The organism is Aestuariibaculum scopimerae, assembly GCF_059428085.1.
In genome coordinates this window covers 1,087,424-1,108,221 of the sequence record NZ_CM182089.1, presented here as the reverse complement: position 1 = coordinate 1,108,221, position 20,798 = coordinate 1,087,424, and the positions used below count along the sequence as shown (strand labels likewise).

Annotated in this window: 14 protein-coding genes; 11 read left to right on the top strand and 3 right to left on the bottom strand. The window is 36.3% G+C overall.

Annotated elements, in window-relative coordinates:
* Position 1: 1 nt before the first annotated feature.
* The 7 genes from AC5SR4_RS04945 (at position 2) to AC5SR4_RS04915 (ending at position 9,656) form a co-directional block, all read left to right on the top strand.
* Positions 2-919, top strand: a complete 918-nt coding sequence (locus tag AC5SR4_RS04945; RefSeq protein WP_495358428.1) for a tryptophan 2,3-dioxygenase family protein — start codon at positions 2-4, stop codon at positions 917-919.
* Positions 877-2,199 carry a M23 family metallopeptidase gene (locus tag AC5SR4_RS04940; protein WP_495358427.1) on the top strand — a complete coding sequence of 441 codons (1,323 nt, stop codon included), beginning with the start codon at positions 877-879 and terminating at the stop codon, positions 2,197-2,199. Before AC5SR4_RS04945 ends, AC5SR4_RS04940 begins: the two co-directional genes overlap by 43 nt.
* A gap of 2 nt (positions 2,200-2,201) precedes the next feature.
* Entirely contained in the window at positions 2,202-3,821 is a 1,620-nt protein-coding gene (gene pgi, locus AC5SR4_RS04935) for a glucose-6-phosphate isomerase (protein ID WP_495358426.1), read from the top strand.
* Between the two features lie 159 nt (positions 3,822-3,980).
* Positions 3,981-6,521: a TonB-dependent receptor gene (locus AC5SR4_RS04930; RefSeq protein WP_495358425.1), complete on the top strand. Its 2,541-nt coding sequence runs from the start codon at positions 3,981-3,983 to the stop codon at positions 6,519-6,521.
* 12 nt (positions 6,522-6,533) lie between these two features.
* Positions 6,534-7,679, top strand: a complete 1,146-nt coding sequence (locus AC5SR4_RS04925) for a hypothetical protein (RefSeq protein WP_495358424.1) — start codon at positions 6,534-6,536, stop codon at positions 7,677-7,679.
* A gap of 75 nt (positions 7,680-7,754) precedes the next feature.
* The gene (locus tag AC5SR4_RS04920) at positions 7,755-9,119 is read left to right on the top strand and encodes an endonuclease (protein WP_495358423.1); all 1,365 of its coding nucleotides are present in this window, start codon (positions 7,755-7,757) and stop codon (positions 9,117-9,119) included.
* A gap of 99 nt (positions 9,120-9,218) precedes the next feature.
* Positions 9,219-9,656, top strand: a complete 438-nt coding sequence (locus tag AC5SR4_RS04915; RefSeq protein ID WP_495358422.1) for a hypothetical protein — start codon at positions 9,219-9,221, stop codon at positions 9,654-9,656.
* On the opposite strand, the gene AC5SR4_RS04910 is transcribed toward AC5SR4_RS04915, so the two are convergent.
* Positions 9,657-10,685, bottom strand: coding sequence for an endonuclease/exonuclease/phosphatase family protein (locus AC5SR4_RS04910; protein ID WP_495358421.1), 1,029 nt, complete (start codon positions 10,683-10,685; stop codon positions 9,657-9,659).
* Between the two features lie 146 nt (positions 10,686-10,831).
* Between AC5SR4_RS04910 and AC5SR4_RS04905 the strand changes: the two genes are divergently transcribed.
* Together AC5SR4_RS04905 and AC5SR4_RS04900 are read left to right on the top strand one after the other, a co-directional pair.
* Positions 10,832-13,600: a carboxypeptidase regulatory-like domain-containing protein gene (locus AC5SR4_RS04905; protein WP_495358420.1), complete on the top strand. Its 2,769-nt coding sequence runs from the start codon at positions 10,832-10,834 to the stop codon at positions 13,598-13,600.
* A gap of 16 nt (positions 13,601-13,616) precedes the next feature.
* On the top strand, positions 13,617-14,918 hold the full coding sequence (locus tag AC5SR4_RS04900; protein WP_495358419.1) for a DUF5689 domain-containing protein: 1,302 nt from the start codon (positions 13,617-13,619) through the stop codon (positions 14,916-14,918).
* Positions 14,919-14,931: 13 nt separating this feature from the next.
* Here AC5SR4_RS04900 and AC5SR4_RS04895 read toward each other — a convergent pair whose 3' ends face one another.
* Positions 14,932-15,897 carry an endonuclease/exonuclease/phosphatase family protein gene (locus AC5SR4_RS04895; RefSeq protein ID WP_495358418.1) on the bottom strand — a complete coding sequence of 322 codons (966 nt, stop codon included), beginning with the start codon at positions 15,895-15,897 and terminating at the stop codon, positions 14,932-14,934.
* A gap of 84 nt (positions 15,898-15,981) precedes the next feature.
* On the opposite strand from AC5SR4_RS04895, the gene hflX reads away from it, so the two are divergent.
* The gene (gene hflX, locus AC5SR4_RS04890) at positions 15,982-17,193 is read left to right on the top strand and encodes a GTPase HflX (protein ID WP_495358417.1); all 1,212 of its coding nucleotides are present in this window, start codon (positions 15,982-15,984) and stop codon (positions 17,191-17,193) included.
* 24 nt (positions 17,194-17,217) lie between these two features.
* Positions 17,218-19,473: a penicillin-binding protein 1A gene (locus AC5SR4_RS04885; protein ID WP_495358416.1), complete on the top strand. Its 2,256-nt coding sequence runs from the start codon at positions 17,218-17,220 to the stop codon at positions 19,471-19,473.
* A gap of 63 nt (positions 19,474-19,536) precedes the next feature.
* On the opposite strand, the gene AC5SR4_RS04880 is transcribed toward AC5SR4_RS04885, so the two are convergent.
* On the bottom strand, positions 19,537-20,787 hold the full coding sequence (locus AC5SR4_RS04880; protein WP_495358415.1) for a YaiO family outer membrane beta-barrel protein: 1,251 nt from the start codon (positions 20,785-20,787) through the stop codon (positions 19,537-19,539).
* Between the last annotated feature and the right edge of the window lie 11 nt (positions 20,788-20,798).

Genomic DNA, 20,798 nt, shown 5'->3' with positions numbered 1-20,798 from the left:
TTTGGATTCAAAAATAACCAATCAGCTTAAAGAGAAGTACGAAGCCATAGACCAGAATTTGGAAGATTACCTGGAAGGCCTATTGCATAGTAAACCTATAAACTATTGGGATTACATACAAACCGATGCCTTATTGAGTCTTCAAACCCAGCATACGAATTTTAAAGATGAGATGGTGTTTATTATGTACCATCAAATAAACGAGCTGCTGTTTAAGATGATACTTTGGGAAATTGACCAAGTGGCAAGAACCCAAGATGTCGATGCCGCTATGTTTACATCTAAATTAATGCGTATTAGTAGGTATTTTGATATGTTAACCTCGTCCTTCAGCATCATGAAAGACGGTATGGATGTAGACCAGTACAATAAGTTTAGAAAAACACTAACGCCGGCCAGTGGTTTTCAAAGCGCCCAATACCGAAAAGTAGAGTTTGCATCAACCGAGCTCATTAATTTAATTGACAAGCGATTTAGGGATACCATCGACAGGAATTCATCTTACGAGAATGCTTTTGAGCACTTATATTGGCAGGCAGCAGGCAAAGACTATAAAACAGGCAAAAAAAGTTACACATTAACAGTTTTTGAAGAAAAATATAAAGACGAATTTATTAGATTTACCAAATTTTATCAAGCTAACAATTTGTATTCCAAGTTCAAGGGGTTGCCAAAGGAAGCTAGGGAGGACAAAGACTTGGTAAAAGCTATGCGCCATTACGATTATACCGTAAATATAAAATGGGTAATGGCACATTATAACACAGCAAATCATTATTTAAATATAGGCGGTGAAACCGCCGAAGCAACAGGAGGGAGTGAATGGGTAAAATACATGCATCCAAAATATCAGAAGCGGATATTTTTTCCAGAATTATGGACAAAAAAAGAATTAGAAAATTGGGGAACAGATATTTAATACTAATAACAGTAGTAGCATTGTTTTTTATTGGTTGTAAAGAAGACGAGAAAAAGCCAGTAATAATAGAAGAGGAGTTAGCCGTTGTAGAAAAACCAAAAGATATTTATGAATTTGGTTTTAATTTAAGTGACTTTGTAGTTAAAAGAGATACCATAAAAAATGGCGACAGCTTTGGCGAGATATTAGAACGCAATAAAATAGGCTACCCAAAGATTTTTCATATTGCAGAAAAAGCCAAAGACACGTTCGACATTAGGCGCTTGCAAGTGGGTAAGCCCTATACCTTATTATGCTCTAAAGACACTTTGGAACTTCCAGAATGTTTTATCTATCAAACAACGCCTGAGGAGTATGTAGTTATTAATTTTAAAGACTCCATTCACGCATACAAAAGGAAAAAACCCATTAAATACGTTGAAAAAATAGCCACAGGGGTTATTACAAGCAATATTTCGGAAACTTTAGACGAACAAGGGTTAAGCCCTAGGTTGGCCTATAAAATGGCCGATGAGATTTATGCCTGGACCATAGATTTTAGACGCCTTCAAAAAGGCGATAGGTTTAAGGTTATTTATACCGATAAGTACATAGACGATACCATTTACACAGGTGTGCACAATATAAAAGCCGCTTATTTTGAGCATAACGACGAGCCATTTTATGCTTTTGAGTTTGAAACGGACAGTGTAAAGGGTATTATTGATTATTTTAACGAAGAGGCCAAAAATTTAAGGCGTGCGTTCTTAAAAGCCCCTGTAAAATTTAAGCGCATATCCTCCAGATACAATTTAAAAAGAAGAATAGCTGTTTACGGCTATAAAGTGCGTCCGCACAAAGGCACCGATTTTGCCGCAGCCATTGGTACCCCCATTATGGCTACAGCCAACGGAACGGTAACAAAGTCTAGTTACACAGGAGGTAATGGCAACTATGTAAAAATACGCCATAATGCCACTTATGAAACCCAGTACTTGCACATGAAAAAACGCAACGTTAAAGTGGGGCAATTTGTAAAGCAAGGCGATGTAATTGGTTGGGTAGGCATGACCGGAAACACAGGCGGGCCGCATGTATGCTATCGTTTTTGGGTAAATGGTAGGCAAGTAGACCCCTTTAAACAAAAACTGCCAGAAGCCAAGCCTATATCAGATAGTTTAAAAGCTAAGTATCTAGAGTATATTCAGCCTATAAAATATCAATTGGACAATATATTTTTTAAACCAGAAATAGAAGAAGAAGCGCAACCAGAACAGCCTCTTATCTCTCAAGCAAATTAACTATGGCATTACCAAAGATAGATCCAACCACCGTAAACTCTTGGAAAAAACTAGAAGCGCATTACGGCAAAATAAACAATGTACATATGAAAGACCTGTTTGCTCAAGATAGCGAACGGGCCAACAAGTTTACCATAAAGTGGGATGATTTTTATGTGGATTTCTCCAAAAACAGAATCACTGAAGAAACGTTGACCTATTTACTGGAATTGGCCGATGAGGTAAAGCTAAAAGACGCTATAGAAAGTCAGTTTTCCGGTGATACCATTAACCAAACCGAAGGAAGGGCGGTATTGCATACAGCCTTGCGTGCACCTGCTGATGCCGATTTTAAGGTAGCAGGTGTAGATGTGATGCCAGAAATTCATCAGGTAAAACAAAACATACAGGCCTTTACAAACGAGGTTGTTGGAGGCAACAGAACAGGCTATACGGGTAAGGCCTTTACCGATGTAGTTAATATAGGCATTGGAGGCTCTGATTTAGGACCGGCAATGGTAGTAGATGCGTTGCAATTTTACAAGAACCACCTTACCACACATTTTGTTAGCAATGTAGATGGCGACCATGTAAATGAAGTCATTAAAAAATTAAATCCAGAAACCACCTTATTTGTTATTGTTTCAAAAACCTTTACAACCCAAGAAACACTATCTAACGCCAATACCATAAAAAGTTGGTTTTTAGAATCGGCAGACCAAGCTGCTATAGCCAAACACTTTGTAGCGGTTTCCACTAATATTAAAAATGTAACCGCTTTTGGTATAGACGAAAACAATGTTTTCCCTATGTGGGATTGGGTAGGTGGTCGTTTTTCATTATGGAGTGCTGTGGGTTTAACCATTAGCTTGGCCATAGGCTATGATAACTTTAATAAGCTGTTGCAAGGGGCCCACAAAATGGACCAGCATTTTAAAAATGAAAGCTTTGATAAAAACATACCAGTTATTTTAGCGCTCATAAGCATATGGTACAACAACTTTTTTAAAGCTGAAAGCGAGGCAATTATACCGTATTCGCAATACCTCAACCAGTTTGCAACCTATTTGCAACAAGGCATTATGGAAAGTAATGGCAAGAGCGTAGATAGAAATGGCAACCCCATAAATTACCAAACAGGAACCATTATTTGGGGCGAGCCAGGTACCAATGCACAACACGCCTTTTTTCAATTAATACACCAAGGCACTAAACTGATACCGGCAGACTTTATAGGATTTGTTAAATCGCTACATGGTAACCAAGACCACCAAGATAAGTTAATTTCTAACTTTTTGGCCCAAACCGAAGCGCTTTTAAATGGCAAAACCGAAGCCGATGTGATTGCTGAAGGGACGGCAGAAAATTTAGTTCCCTTTAAAGTGTTTCAAGGTAATAAACCCACTAATACCATATTTATTAACAGGTTATCACCAGAAAGTTTGGGTAAATTAATTGCCTTATATGAGCATAAAATATTTGTTCAAGGTGTTATTTGGAACATTTTTAGTTACGATCAATTTGGAGTGGAGTTAGGAAAGCAATTAGCTAACAAAATTTTACAAGAATTTAACAATACTGCCGAAAGCGGCCATGATGCCTCTACACTTAATTTATTGAATTATTATAGGCAAAATAACTAAAACTCAAATAAATTCTTAGCATATTAACGAAAAGGCAATAGGATTTTCAGTACGATAGTCTTTTAATTTATTAACAATTGTTAAATTTCTTAACAATTGGGTAATATTTATCTTTTAATTATACGTATTTTTGCTTCGACTAATTTCAAATAATTAATTATGAAAAAAATTACCCATTTTTTATTGGTGGCTGTAGCTTTTTTATTTACTACAGTTATTATGGCACAAAGTACTATAACAGGTACTGTATTGGAAGCTGGAACTAATATTCCCTTGCCAGGTGCCAATGTTGTAGAAAAAGGAACGTCTAATGGAGTAACTACTGACTTTGATGGAAACTTTTCTTTAACTACTCAAACAGCCTCAGGAGAACTATTGATAACCTATATAGGTTATAACTCTAAAACGGTTCCCTTTTCAGGGTCTATTTCTTTAGGAAAGATTACTTTAGAGTCCAGCCAGGTAGGTCTTGAGGAAATTCAAATTATTGCTTCCGTGGCAGTAGACCGAAAAACACCGGTTGCAGTTTCTACAGTAAAATCTGCTGATATAGAACTTAAATTAGGGACACAAGAATTCCCTGAAATTTTGAACTCTACACCTGGTATTTATACTACTAAAACAGGAGGAGGTTATGGAGATGCTAAAACGAGGATTAGAGGATTTCAATCTGAAAACGTTGCAGTTATGATTAATGGTATTCCTGTTAACGATATGGAAAATGGAGCAGTGTATTGGTCCAATTGGGCTGGATTGGGAGATGTAACATCTACTATGCAAGTGCAGAGAGGTTTAGGAGCTTCAAAAGTTGCTGTACCTTCTATTGGGGGTACTATTAATGTTATTACGAAAACATCTGATGTTGAAGCAGGGGGTAATGTTTATACTTCCATAGCAAATGATGGCTATTTAAAATATGGATTAACTTACTCTACAGGATTATCTGAAAAAGGTTTTGCAGCTACGGTTTCAGCGGCTAAAACTTCGGGTGATGGTTATGTGGATGGTACTGAGTTTAATGGAGTGTCTTACTTTATTAATTTAACACAAGAGATTAATGATGCCCATAAATTGTCGTTTACTGCATTTGGTTCTAAACAGCGTCATGGTCAAAGACAAAACAGACAACTTATCAGCACTTATAAAGATAGTGAACGTGGAAGAAAGTTTAATGCTGACTGGGGGTATAAAGATGGACAAGTAACGCATCAAGAAGATAACTTTTATAACAAACCTCAAATGTCTTTAAACCATTATTGGGATTTAAATGACAATACAAGTATTTCAACTGTGTTGTATGCTTCATTTGGTTCTGGCGGCGGTGGCGGCTTTGCAGGAGCTTATAAATTTGGTTTTGACGATTCTGGTGTAGGCGAATATAGAAATGGGTTATATGGCCCAATAGATTTTGATAAAATTGTAGATGAAAATATAGCTAGAGGGGCTAATGGTTCAGAAACTATTTTAAGAGCATCTCGCAATGACCATAATTGGTATGGGGTACTATCAACATTAAAAACAAATTTGTCTGATGATTTAGTGCTTTTAACTGGATTAGATTACAGAAATTATAAGGGGATTCACTTTACAGAGCTTACCGATTTACTAGGTGGTCAATATTACTTAGACGATAGTGATGTAAATAATCCAAATGCAATTGTAAAAGTAGGAGATAAATACAGTTATTATAATGATGGTTTAGTTGGTTGGATTGGTGCTTTTGGTCAATTAGAGTACGAAGTAAACGAAGATTTAAACACTTACATTTCATTAGCAGCTTCTAATACATCTTATAAGAGGGTGGATTATTTCAATTATTTAGATAGTGACCCTTTGCAAGAAACAGATCGTTATAACTTCTTTGGTTTTAGCGTTAAAGGTGGTGGTAACTACAATATTGATGATAACCACAATGTATTTGCCAATGTAGGTTATTTTGAAAAGGCTCCAGATTTTGATGCGGTTTTCCAAAACTTTGACAATGAACATATAAATGAAGATGCTGAAAATCAAAAAGTTATTAGTTTTGAAATTGGATATGGATATAGAAGTGATAAGTTAAGTGCTAATGTTAATTTATATAGAACGACTTGGAAGGATAGAACAGAAACAGTAAGTTTCCAACAACCTGATGGAACTAACTCCTTTGCTAATATTTTAGGAGTAAATGCAATACATCAAGGGGTTGAAGTTGATTTTGTCTATAAAGCTTTTGAAAAGTTAAAGTTCAATGGCATGGTATCTATTGGAGATTGGAGATGGGATAATAATGTAACAGGAGTTGATATTTTAGATGAAAACCAAGATTTAATAACTACAGTGGACCTTTATATTGAAGATTTGCATGTAGGTGACGCTGCTCAAACTACTTTGTCTTTAGGTGCTAACTATAGTCTTTCACAAAAAACAAACCTAATTGTGGATTATTATTATTATGGTAATCTTTATGCTGAATTTGACCCAAGTGATCGTGGTACTCCAGGGTCTGACGCATATAAATTACCAGAATATGGATTGTTTGATGTAGTTGTTAGCCATGACTTTGATTTTGGTCCTTTTGATGCTACATTAACTGGAAGAATGAATAATGTGTTTGATACTGAATATTTTACAGATGCATTTGATGGTAACGCAGATACTATTCTAGGCTATTATGGGTTTGGAAGAACATTTAGCATTGGAGCAAAACTTAAATTCTAAAAAACTTTGAAAATGAAAAATATATTTTATTACATATTAATTTTAGGAGCAATCGCTACAGGTTGTAATCCTCTTGATGATATCTATACAGATTTAGATGCTCAAGTAGACCCTATAGTTGGGGATGTTACTTATGAACTTACTGATGAAGATTATGATGATTTAGATAAATCTTTTGGAAATTTTGACTCGGAAGATGAAGCTAAAACTTTAATTCCAGGATTGTTGTCAGATAAGTATCCAGTTTGGGGGGCAGGTTCTACAGCATCAGTTACTTTTAAAATATATTCTCCTAAAAGAGAGGAAAGAAGTCTAATCGTTTATACGGTGTCTTCACAAGATTATGCTGATTTAGGACATACTTTTGGCAATTTTGATAGTGATTCTGATATACAAGGTTTCTTGGAGTGGAAATACCCATCTCCTGAAGATAGAACCCTAGTATCATTGACTTATAAATATTATAATGGAAGTGTGAATACATTAAATAATGGGTTTCTGTATCTTAATGGCGAATGGGAGTATATTTTAGGCTTTACAGATGATGAATATGAAATGATGGGAGAAGGATTTCCCAATTTTTCAAATGAAGATGAAGCGATAGCAAAAATACCAGTGTTTTTAAAGGATAAATTTAAGTATGAAACTGTTTCAGCTGGTGACATTCAAGCAACAATGTATAAACTATACACAACGGATGTTGATGATGTTGATGGAGATGGCAGCACAACAGATAACACAACATATAGCTATGTAAAGTATTTTATTTTTGATGGCACCAATTGGTCAGAATATAATGATGTAGTAAGTGAAACTATTCAATTTGGCCATGATGGAACAACTTGGGTGCCTGATAATACTATTAAATATACTTTAACGGGAGCCGATATTACTCTAATTTCAAATGCATTTATTAGTATTTATCCAGGGCCAGCAGATAATGTTGGATTCTTTGGTAGTTTTGACAGAAGGTCTAGTAGTTCTAACTATTGGAGCGACGCTATGCTTTTAGAGGCTTTTAATGTTCTTCTTGATAATAAAAATCCTGGTGCAGAGGAAGGCCAAAAATATGTCCTTACCTATGTAATATACAATGGTTCTACTGTTAATGAAACGATGAATGTTATTAAAACAGGAGGTGTTTGGGTTTACCAATAAAATAAAACAAACAATAACAAAAAAACCACTTCGTTAAGGAGTGGTTTTTTGTCTTAATTAGTGTGTATGATTATTATGATGAAAAGAATAGCGTTGTTAATTATCTTTAATGCTTGTTTAATAAGTTGCAGTAGCTCGGGAGGTGGTGATACACCAGATCCAGACCCTAAACCAACCGATGATGGAAAACCTGTGGCTGTAAATGATACGGCCACAACAGAAGAAGACCAAGAGTTGGTTTTACAAAATTTATTATCCAATGATACAGTTGAAGATAATGCCAGAATTACAACATTTGATGCTTCAACTACTGGTGGTGGTATTGTAGTAGATAGCAGAAATGGCACTTATACCTATACGCCTGTAGAGGGTTTTGTTGGGGAGGATACATTTACTTATACGCTTTGTGATGATGATGAGACCCCTAAGTGTTCTACAGCAACGGTAACTATAACAGTTACAGATACAGGTAGTCCGATAGCCGTAAATGATGAAGTCAATGTTTTAGAAAATAGTACTAGAGTTTTTTCAGGACTTTTAGATAATGATACAACGATTGATGATGCAGTATTGACTTCAGTTGATGATACAGGCACACAAGGAACCATTGTGTTGAATACGGATGGTACGATAAGCTATACTGCTCAATCAGGTTTCACTGGTCAAGATACATTTGCTTACTCCATTTGTGATGATGACCAACCTGACAATACTTGCGCTACAGCAACTGTAACTGTAAATGTAGTAGCATCATTAAGTTTTAACATTCCAGTAGAATTATTGAATTATTATAACAGTGTTATTTTTTCTGAAGCAGAAGATTTGATGTTAGAAGAGTTAGAGACACTAACACAAACGAAGCATACCGTAATATTATCATACGGGCAAAGACACAAATATTTATATGATGCCGATGAAGATATTAGTAATGCCGATAATGTTATACTAATGTACTCTGGTGAAAGTAGATATTGGGAAGAATATACCTCTGGATCTAATTCATATTTCCCCCAAACTTTTAATACAGAGCATATCTATCCGCAATCGTTGCTAAGCTCTATAGGTGCCGTTACAGATTTACACCATTTAAGAAGTACAGATGCAAGTATTAACTCTCAAAGAAGTAATTATCCATATACCGAAGGCAGTGGTGCCTATGGTGTAATTGGAGGTAACATGTGGTACCCTGGAGATGACTGGCGTGGTGATGTTGCTAGAATGGTTATGTACCTAAATATTCGTTATGGCGAACTTTTTAGTAAAGTAGGCACTTTAGAGTTGTTCTTGCAATGGAATATAGAAGATCCTGTTTCAGCTTTCGAAATACAGCGCAATAATGTTATTGAAGGCGCACAAGGAAATAGAAATCCGTTTATAGATAACCCGTATTTGGCCACATTAATTTGGGGTGGAAATGCTGCTGAAAATAGATGGAATTAAGTGAATAAATTGTATTAATAAAAAACCGCTTCAACCGAAGCGGTTTTTTTATGGTTTTAATTATTACATTTGTTACTGTTAATTTAAAAACAGCCAGTTATGTACAGTGTTATAAAAAACCTTCATTCGTATTGGGCATACCTTGTCCTAGTAATTTTAATTATTGCGTCTATAAATGCCTTAATAAAAACATTTGGAGCGAAGGAGTATGAAGCGAAGGATTTTAGAATTTCGTTGTTTACGTTAATTGTATCACATATTCAATTGTTAATCGGACTGGTTCTTTATTTTGTTTCTCCTAAATTTCAATTGTGGAGCGAGATGGGAGCAGGGGTAATGGGCGATTCCCTGGCGCGCTTATATCTAGTAGAACACCCTTTTGTAAATATTTTGGCGGTTGCCTTGATTACGGTTGGATATTCTAAGCATAAAAAGAAATTAACATCACCATCTAAATTAAAAACCTTAGCTGTTTTTTACACCATTGCCTTAGTATTGTTTTTATCACGTATTCCATGGGATGTGTGGATGGGTTAACTAATAGTCCACTTCTCTAATAACATATAGATATGCTGGAAAGTGGTCACTAAAGCCATTGGTAAAGCCACCAGAGTCAAAACTACGCTTAGGGTAATATTTATAACGTCCTTTTTTACTAATAAGGTAGTTTTTGTTAAAGATACCGGCCTTATAAAAGCGAAAAGACGTATAGTCTCTTTCAATTAAAGGTTTGGTAACCATAATTTGATCGAACAAACTCCAACTATCTCTATAGGCTGTGGTTCCTAAACCATCTTTATAGAAACGCTCATAGGGATTAAAAATACCTTTAAGAGCTACCTTATTCCTATCTTGTTGAGCTTTTAAAATGTTTTTAATACTGGCATTTGTTGGGTCATCATTCAAATCGCCCATAATAAAGATTTTTGCGTAAGGATCTATCGTTTGAAGCGAATCTACCAAATGCTTTGTAAGCTTAGCTGCAGCCATGCGTTTGGGGTTGCTTTTGGCTTGGCCCCCGCGCCTGGAAGGCCAGTGGTTTACAATAATGTGTATAAGGTCTCCCTCAAGGTTACCACTTACCAATAATTGGTCTCGGGTATAGATTCGCTTTTTAGTAATAGCGTCATAAATTTTTAGTTCATGGCTACTCGTGGTTATGGGTGTGAACAGCTTTTTTTGATAAAGTAAAGCCACATCAATCCCCCTAGTATCTGGTGATGGATAATGTACAATACCATAATCTTTATTCCTTAATTTAGGGTCGTTCACTAGGTCTTCAATAACAGTTCTGTTTTCAACTTCAGAAATACCAATAAGAGCAGGCGTATTGCCTGTAACCTCAAAGCCTATATCGCCTATAACGCGAGCCATGTTTTTTACTTTTTTAATATAAGCTTCCGATTGTTTTGTCTTTAATGCCATAATGGGGCTGGACTCATCAAACTTATTGGGATCGTTTATGGTATCAAACAAGTTTTCTAGGTTGTAAAAAGCAATGGTATGTATTTTATAGGTCTTTGTGTTTTGTGAATAAACATGGCTTATAAAAAATAGAATTATCACTAAACACCATGTTTTCAGTGTGTTAATTATTGAAATCATAAATAATGATAGTTTTTAATAAAAAATTCGGATTAAAATTAGGTAATTATTATGTATTTTATAAATTTGTGCGAATAATTATTTTAATTTAAGTGCAATTTCATTAAATGATAAAGAAAGCCCCTATTTATCTGTTGAGCATATTTTCAGTATTGACAGGTTTCGGACAGCAAACAACTGTAAAAGGTAGTGTAAAAGACGCCATGTCTTTTATACCTATTCCTGATGTAACCATTACCATTGAAGAAACGAACCAAACGACCAAGACTAATAAAGAAGGTGTTTTTATTTTTAGTACCCAAGTGCCTTTAGGAGAACAAGTTTTAAAAATTCAAAAAACAGGCTATATAACTAAACGCTATCCTATTGTTGTTTATGAGTTTAAAACAGTGGACATTACGGATATGACTTTAGAATTAGATGTAACCGCTTCGCAAGATTTATATACTATTACCCTTACGGACGACGAGCTGAACAATGATACCAGTGGTTCAGATAATATTTCCGGACTTCTTTCAGCGTCTATGGATGTGTTGCAACGTACTGCCGCTTTCGAATTCAGTGCGTCATTTTTTAAGCTTAGAGGGTTAGGCTCAGAGAATAGTGCGGTTTTGATTAATGGTATCGAGATGAACAAACTCTATAACGGCAGGCCACAATGGAGCCAATGGGGAGGTTTGAATGATATGTTTAGAAATCAGGAACTCAATTTAGGATTAACACCATCGGCCTATCATTTTGGAGGGTTTTTAGGAACCACACATGTAAATACTAGGGCTTCCAGTTATAGTAATAGGGGGCAGCTTACGTATTCATCTTCCAACAGAAGCTATACCAATAGAGCTATGGGCAGTTACGCCACAGGATTGATGAAGGGCGGGTGGTCTGTAGCTTTAATGTTGTCTAAGCGCTGGGGTAATGAAGGTTATCAAGATGCTACATTGTATAATTCCAATGCGTTTTTTGCATCGGTTGAAAAGCAAATAAACACCAAACACAGTGTAAATGTAACAGCAATATATGCACCAAACCAAAGAGGTAAATCATCACCTAATACCCAAGAAGTATACAATTTAAAGGGGATTGCCTATAACGAATATTGGGGGTGGCAGGATGGCAAAAAACGCAATTCGCGAATTAAGAATATTAATGAGCCTATAATGATTTTAAGTCATTATTGGAATTTATCGCCTAAATCAAGTTTAAATACCAATATAGGGTATCAATTCGGGACAACTGGTAACAGCCGTTTAGATTATGGAGGCACCCGACTTAATGATGCAGGTGTTCCTGTAGGGGGTGGCTCTAATCCCAGTCCTGCATACTATCAAAAGTTACCTAGCTATTGGTTAACGCCTACTGTAGGACCCAATTATGAAAAGGCATATTTGAGTGAACAGATGTTTATAAAAGATGGACAGATAAATTGGAATCAATTATATCAAACGAATCTAGATAATACGGGTAATTATGCTACTTACGTGCTATATGAAGATGTTAATAGCGACAAGCAATGGACCTATAACGCCATTTTAAATTCAGAATTGAATGAGCATGTGGTTTTAAATGCTTCAGTAAACTATAAAAGTCTAAACTCGGAAAATTATGCTGAGATTACTGATCTATTGGGAGGGCAGGGGTTTTTAAATGTAGATGCTTTTAGCGGGAACCAATTCGATTTGCAGAACCCTAACCGTATTGCAGATGTGGGCGATATGTTTAAATACCATTACAAGCTACGGGCTAATGTATTATCGGGGTATGCTAAAGCAGAATTTAAATATAATAAAACAGAATTCTATATAGCAGCCCATGCAGCCAATACTAGCTACCAAAGAACTGGTTTGTATGATAATGAAGCCAATACAGGGAACAGTTTGGGGAGCAGTTCTAAAGTGAATTTTATAAGCATGGGAGCCAAAGCAGGATATACCTATAAGATTACAGGAAAGCATGTGCTGAATATTAATGGGGGATATGCTACAAAGGCGCCCTCATTGCAAAATACTTTTTCCAATGCTCGGGTAAATAATAATATAGTACCCAATATAGAAGAAGAAAAAATCATGGCTTTAGATGCCAGTTACATTTTCCGTTCCCCTGTAGTTAAAGCAAAACTTACAGGATTTTATATTAAAACAACCAAAGCGAATGAAATTTCATTTTACTATGCCGATGGGGTTACGGGATTTATAGAAAGTGCTGAGTTTGTTAGCGAAATTCTACAAGGAATTAACGTTAAACGCCTGGGAGCCGAGTTGGGCGTAGAAGTTCAAGTAACACCAACTATAAAACTAAAAGGAGTGGCTACCGTAGGACAATATACCTATGATAATAACCCCGAGCTAAACCTTACTGCCGATGCAGCATCTGCACCCCAAGGCCCTGCCATGCTAAAAGGCTATAAAGTGGCGGGTGGTCCACAACGTGCCTATTCGATAGGGTTTGAATATCGAGATCCAGATTATTGGTGGTTTGGAGCTACGGCAAATATGTTTACTCATACTTATTTAGATATTAATCCCTTAACAAGAACAGCCAACTTTTACAAAGACCCTATGGATGGTTTGCCATTTAATGATTATGATGAGGACTTGGCCAGACAGCTTTTAAAACAAGAGCGGTTTAAAGATTATATGGTTGTTAACCTGGTAGGAGGTAAGTCATGGCGAATAGCTAGGTACTATGTGGGTTTTTTTGCTAGTATTGGTAATGTGCTAAATACTAAATATAAAACAGGGGGATTTGAGCAAGGTAGAAACGCTAACTATAGAGAGTTGCGAGATGACACCAATAATCCCATAAGGGTATTTGGGCCAAAGTATTGGTATGGGCGTGGAGCCAACTATTTCTTGAACCTTTATTTCAGATTTTAATTATATAAACAAACCTATGAAACAGAGTTACAAATTATTGAGTTTAGTGGTAATTTTAATTATAACAGCCTGTGTTCAAGATGATGATTTTACGATTCCTCAACTGGAAATCGTAGAACCTAACATTAAGGCGAATACTACTATTAGTATTATTAAGGACATGTATATTGATGGTTTGGTAGATTTTAATGAAGCCAATAATGGCGGTGAACTTATTATGGAAGGCTATGTGGTTTCTAATGACGAGTCGGGCAACTTCTATAAAGTACTGATTATACAGGATACTCCAGAAAACCCCACAGCAGCCATTCAGATAGATATCGATGCCACGTCCTTGTACGCCCAATTTAAACCAGGTAGAAAGGTATATGTAAAGTTGAATGGTTTGGGTATGGATGCATTGAACGGAGTTTTGCACATAGGTGCTTTTGAAGGCGCTAGCGTTGGAAGAATTCCAGCTTTTAATTATACAGACTACATTATACGTTCGGCAGAAGTGGCAACCATCGTTCCAAAAGTTATAACACCCAGTGAATATAATGATAGCTACATTAATATGTTGGTGCAAGTAGAACATATGCAATTAAGTAGTTCAGAAATTGGACAGCCTTATGGCAATGCAGGGAATACTTTTACCGTTAACAGATCGCTTAAAAACTGTAATGATAATTCTACTACCATCTTAAGAAATAGTGGATTTTCAGATTTTAAAAATGAAGTTTTTCCGCAGGGACAAGGGACTATTACTGCTGTATTTAGTAAATATAATGCCGATTATCAATTATTTATAAGAGATACAAACGATGTTATTTTTGAAGATAGTCGCTGCGATCCACTTTTTGAAGATTCTTTTACATCGGGCAATTTAAACAAATGGACAACATATAATGTTACAGGTGATGAGACGTGGTATTATAATGCTTATGGCAATCCAAATGACAGTGCAACCATGTCTGGTTATAATGGTGGCAATAATGAGAATGAGGATTGGCTTATTTCTAGGGCGATAGATTTATCAGGGGTTACAAATGCAATCTTAACATTTCAAACTGTAAGGCGCTATGCAGGCAATGATTTGGAGTTGTATATGTGTACTGATTATTCAGGAGGCAATCCAACAATCGATGGTTCTTGGGAGCCCCTAACCGCCAATTTTGATACCAACATCAATAGTTGGTCATCTTGGACCAACTCGGGGGATGTAGATGTTTCAGCAGCAGCAGGCAGCACCTTGTTTGTTGCTTTTAAATACACTTCAACCAACACGGCATCATCTACTTATGAAATTGATAATGTTCAGGTATTTGTAAATGAATAGGAAGATTTGCAAGCTATTTTTTAAAAATAGCATACACAGGAAAGTGGTCGCTATACCCACCGCGGTATTTTTTGCCTACATAAGTCCTAAAAGGGGTGCCCTTATATTTGCCCTTAAAAAGCTTTAGAAAATCCTCATCGAAAATATTCGCCATATCATATTCCAAAGTGTTTGGAGCTGTTTCAAAAAAGTTGGTTGAAAACATGATTTGGTCAAATAAATTCCATCGCCTGTTGTGGTTGGTCGTTCCTCTTGTGTAAGAACGTAAGGTATCCATGGGATTGAACAGTCCATAGCCATTAACCAAGCTTTTAATGCTCTTACTAGAAGGGTCGTCATTAAAGTCTCCTATAACTACAATTTTGGCATTAGTATCTTTTAATCTTAATTGGTCAATAATATCGCCTACCTTATTAGATGAAGCCATACGTTTATACTCGGTTTCTTTTTCCCCTTCTCTACGGGAAGACCAATGGTTAACAATAACATGAATACGCTCGCCATCTAGCAAACCCGAAACCAATAAAATATCTCTTGTATAATCTGGGTTTCCATCATCATCAACAAGCGAAACTCTAAAAGTTTCAGAGGTCTCAACCTTAAAAACGGTTGTGTCATATAACAGGGCAACATCAATGCCACGCTCGTCTAAAGAATCGTAATGCACATAACTGTAATGGTAATCCTTTAAATGTTTGTAGTTTATTAAATCTTCAATAGCCGTTGCGTTTTCAACTTCGGCCAATCCAACTATAGCAGGATGCTTACCAGTTTCTTTACGACCAATATTGGCAATTGCATAACTTAATTTCCTTAGCTTATTGTCATAACGCTTGGGGGTCCAATTTTTTGCTGAAGTGGGCAAAAAATCATCATCATTGGTATAGGGGTCATTTTGAATATCAAATAAGTTTTCAAGATTGTAAAAAGCAATGGTATGTAAATCATTTCTAATAGTAACATCTTCTAAAAAATCCATCTTTAAATTATATAATGATCGCCTAAAATATAAAAATTAAAAATGATAGCAATTGTGTAACTTTGCACTATTGAATTATATTTTATGTTAGAGAAGAAAGATATCTCTTTAGAAAAGGCTGTTTTAATAGGCGTTATAACTAGAGACCAAGATGAAGTGAAGTCTAAAGAATATTTAGATGAATTAGAGTTTTTAACATATACTGCAGGAGGTGATGTTGTAAAACGATTTGTGCAAAAAGTGGATATGCCTAATCCAAAAACTTTTATTGGTACTGGCAAAATAGAAGATGTTAAGGCTTATATTGAGGAGCATGAAGTAGGGACTGCTATTTTTGATGATGAGCTATCGGCAGCACAAGAGCGTAACATTAGCAAAATACTGAATTGTAAGGTGTTGGACAGAACAAATCTCATTCTCGATATTTTTGCCCAGCGTGCCCAAACCAGTTATGCCCGTACCCAAGTGGAGCTGGCCCAATGCGAGTATTTATTACCACGATTACGAGGGATGTGGACTCACTTAGAGCGTCAAAAAGGGGGTATTGGTATGCGTGGCCCCGGTGAAACCGAGATAGAAACCGATAGACGTATTGTAAGGGACAAAATAGCTTTGCTCAAGGAACGTATTAAAACCATCGATAAGCAAATGTCGGTACAGCGCGGCAATCGTGGTTCTATGGTTCGTGTAGCCTTGGTGGGATATACGAATGTTGGCAAATCTACGTTAATGAATGTGATAAGCAAGAGTGATGTGTTTGCCGAAAACAAACTGTTTGCTACGCTAGATACCACTGTTAGAAAAGTGGTGATACAAAATTTACCCTTTTTGTTAAGTGATACAGTTGGGTTTATACGCAAGTTGCCCACCCAATTGGTAGAAAGTTTTAAGAGTACCCTGGATGAGGTTCGGGAAGCTGATTTGCTGTTGCATGTTGTTGATATTTCACATCCTAACTTTGAGGAGCACATTGAATCTGTAAACAAGATTTTAGCCGAAATAGGCAGTATTGGTAAACCCACTATTATGGTATTTAATAAGATAGATGCTTATAAACCAGAACCTTTTGATGATGAGGATTTAGAAACCGAACGCTCCAAAAGGCATTACACTCTACAAGAGTGGAAAAAAACATGGATGGGTAAAATTGGGGAGAACGCCCTGTTTATTTCGGCAATTAACAAAAGCAATTTAGAAGAATTCAAAAAGCGTGTGTATGATGAAGTGCGCGACATTCATGTTACGCGATTTCCCTATAACAAATTCCTATACCCCGATTATATTAGTATGGAGTAACAGCATAATCCTCAAGCCCCATTTATGAAACAAATTTTAGCAATATTAAAAAACAGGTGGATAAAACGTCTGCTCATTTTGGGCAGTGTGATTATTGGCTTTTTTGCAATAATTTACATCAGTGTTTTTCTAGGTTTTTTTGGAAAGTTGCCCACCAAAAATGATTTAAGCTCCATTAAGCAAGCCGAAGCCACACAAGTGCTGGATAAAAACGGTAGCTTAATTGGCAAGTATTATATTTTTGATAGACAACCCTTAGCCTTTAAGGCTTTTCCAAAGCATCTTATAGATGCCCTTATTGCAACAGAAGATGCGCGGTTTTATGAGCATGATGGGGTGGATAACGTTAGCTTGATTCGGGTATTTATTAAAAACATTATTTTACAGGATAAATCTGCGGGTGGAGGTAGTACTATAACTTTGCAATTGGCAAAAAACTTATTTGGAAGAAAGGATTATGTTGTGTTCAGTATGCTTATCAACAAGTTTAAGGAATCTATTATAGCCAAACGTATTGAAGCCATTTATTCCAAAAAGGAAATCTTAACTCTATATCTCAATACTGTACCGTTTCCAGATAATACTTATGGTATAGAAAGTGCCTCCCGAAAGTTTTTTAATAAATCAGCATCGGCATTAACCTATTCTGAAGCGGCAACACTTGTAGGTACTTTGAAGGCCACCAATTATTACAATCCGAGATTGCATTTACAGCGTAGTCAATCAAGGCGCAATGTGGTATTCCAACAAATGCAGAAATATGGTTATATATCCCAAGAGGAAATAGACTCCTTAAGTAACCAAGACTTGACTTTAAGTTATAAGTCCTTTAATCACGATTTAGGCTTAGCTCCATATTTTAGGGCTCAGGTAAAAAAAGAACTATCGGCTATATTGGATACTCTTAAAAAACCCAATGGAGAACGGTATGACCTCTATAAGGATGGCTTAGTAGTTCATACTACCTTAGACTCCAGTATGCAAGCTTTGGCTGAAACTGCCATGAAAACACATCTTGAAATACTACAACAAACTCACGAGAGATCTTATGGTAAAGCGGCACCTTGGTACCAAAACAAAGCCATTGTTAAAGCCGCTATGAAAAATTTATCAAAATACAAATCCTTTAAAGAAGCTGGATTAACCGAAAAGGAAATTCTGGATTCACTCTCTGTAAAGCGTGATATGGAGTTGTTTGAATGGACGGGCGATACCATAAAACACATGTCGGTTTTAGACAGTTTAAAGCATTATTTAAAATTTTTAAATACGGGCATGCTTTCTATAGATCCGAGTAATGGAGCTATTAGAACCTATATTGGGGGCATTGATTATCGTTTCTTTAAATATGATCATGTATCACAAAGTGAGCGGCAAGTAGGTTCTACCTTTAAGCCCTTTGTGTATACGGCAGCTATAGAAAACGGGATGAAGCCCTGTACATACTTTTCGGTAGCACCGGTAACGTATACGAATTTTGATGATTGGACACCTACTAATTCTGGAGAAGAGGAAGAGGACCCACATCTTAATTATAACTTAGAAAAGGCATTAAGCCATTCGGTAAATACTATTGCTGTTAAGGTGCTGAATAAAGTTGGTATAAACGCTGTGATAGACCAAGTAAATCGTATGGGTATTAGCAAGGAATTGCCTAAAGAGCCTTCTTTAGCTTTGGGCGTTGCTGAACTTAATTTAAAAAACCTGACTGGAGCCTATGCTAGTTACGTAAATGCTGGTAAGTCCGTAAAACCTTACGCCATTACCAAAATTGAAGATAAAAATGGTAATCTTATTGCGGTTTTTAAGCCTAACATTGCAGATACCCCTGCGTACGGTGATTATACACGCCAAGTATTGTTGGAAATAATGCAGTCTACCGTAAACAGTGGCACGGCATCTCGCTTAAGAAGCACCTACAAACTTAAAAACGACATAGCAGGTAAAACAGGAACCACGCAGAATAACAAAGATGGTTGGTTTGTAGGTATAACACCAAAATTGGTTACGATTACTTGGGTTGGTAACGACAACCACCAGATAGGATTTAAGTCTACCGCTATTGGTCAAGGGGCCAATACAGCACTTCCCATATTTGCAAAGTTTTACCAAAGCATGAATGCCGATGCCCAATTTAATGCCATTACCCAAAGCCATTTTGAAATCCCCTCTAAAAAAGTGGTTGAGGATTTAGACTGTGAACCTGAAAAAAAGGATGGGTTTTTTAAACGGTTGTTTGGGGGTAGTAGAAAAGAACGGAAGTTTAAAGGGGGAGATTAGAGCGTTCGATTATCTGAGAATATAAGAGTAACAGACATCCCGCAGGGATTAACATTTTTTTGATTAACGAAATTTAATATCCCAAGAGAGACCAAACGAATAAATCCAAAAATAATTACCAGGATTGAAAATGATTTCTTGATGCGACACACCCGTTTGTATACCCCAAGCATTCTTATTGTTCTTTGAAGTAAAATAATACCCCAAGTTAAATTTTTGTGATTTTAGATTGACAATGGAGTTTTCATTGCCTTCAAATTCAAATCGATAAATTTCAGGAGAAAACCCCATGCCCGCATCTATGCTAAAATAGTTGTTGACATCGCTTCTGTAGTGTCTGTAATTTAAAGTTCCAGATAAACTGGATCCAGCATCATCAGGGGTTATATAGGTACGAAACGACCAATAGCTATTGCCCGTATACCAACCTACAGAACCTGTATAGATGTTTGTGGTTTCACTATATTTTAAGGTTCTAAACCCTAAAGAAGCCTCAAAACTTTTTGGTAGCGATTTATATAATTCGGCTCCATAACGAATGTCTGGAAATAAGAATGAATTAGCCACCCCAAAGTTTAGATAAGCATAGAGGCCCTCGATAATCTTAGGATATAAATCGGTTTCAAATTGCACACCGTTAGAGGCAAAGCGTCTACTAAAATTTATCTTTGCATGAATGCTACCATACTTGGTTGTTCGGACATATTTTGCTGTATAGAACTGCATAGGGTCAAACACCTTAGAATACACATCTATAGCAGTTTTTATTCCAATAGCATTTTGGCTTAGTTTATCAGTTAAACTGGTTTTGTAGGTTAAAGCTTTTTCATGATTGGGGTCTAGAGCCAAAAGCGTTTCAACAGTTTGCAGGGCCTCATTAGGTTTGTTGGAATTCTCTTGGGCACTGGCTTTTAAATAAAGCAGTTCGGTATTGTCAGGGAAATGGGTTAAAGCTTTCTGGGCCATTTCTAAAGCACTAAAAGGGTTATCACTATACAATTCATTCTTTATAGCAGCTTCCCAAGTATCTAATCGGTCGGGGTCGTTTTTCAGGACTTGGGTAAATGCTTTTCGCGCATTTTTGTAGTTGCCATCCCAAGAATAAGTGCTCCCTAAAAACGAACGGATATCATTATAGTTTGGGTATTTTGTTAAAATTAGAAGCAAGGTGTCTTGGGCTTGTTTTCGTTCGCCGTTAAAAGCCAATGTGCGAGCATTTTCAAAGGACGTATCAGGATTTCCATTATAGACGGGTTGTTGTCCGGATAGATGAACACTCAGTAAAACAACAAAGATTTTAGTATATTTTTTCATGATATAGATGT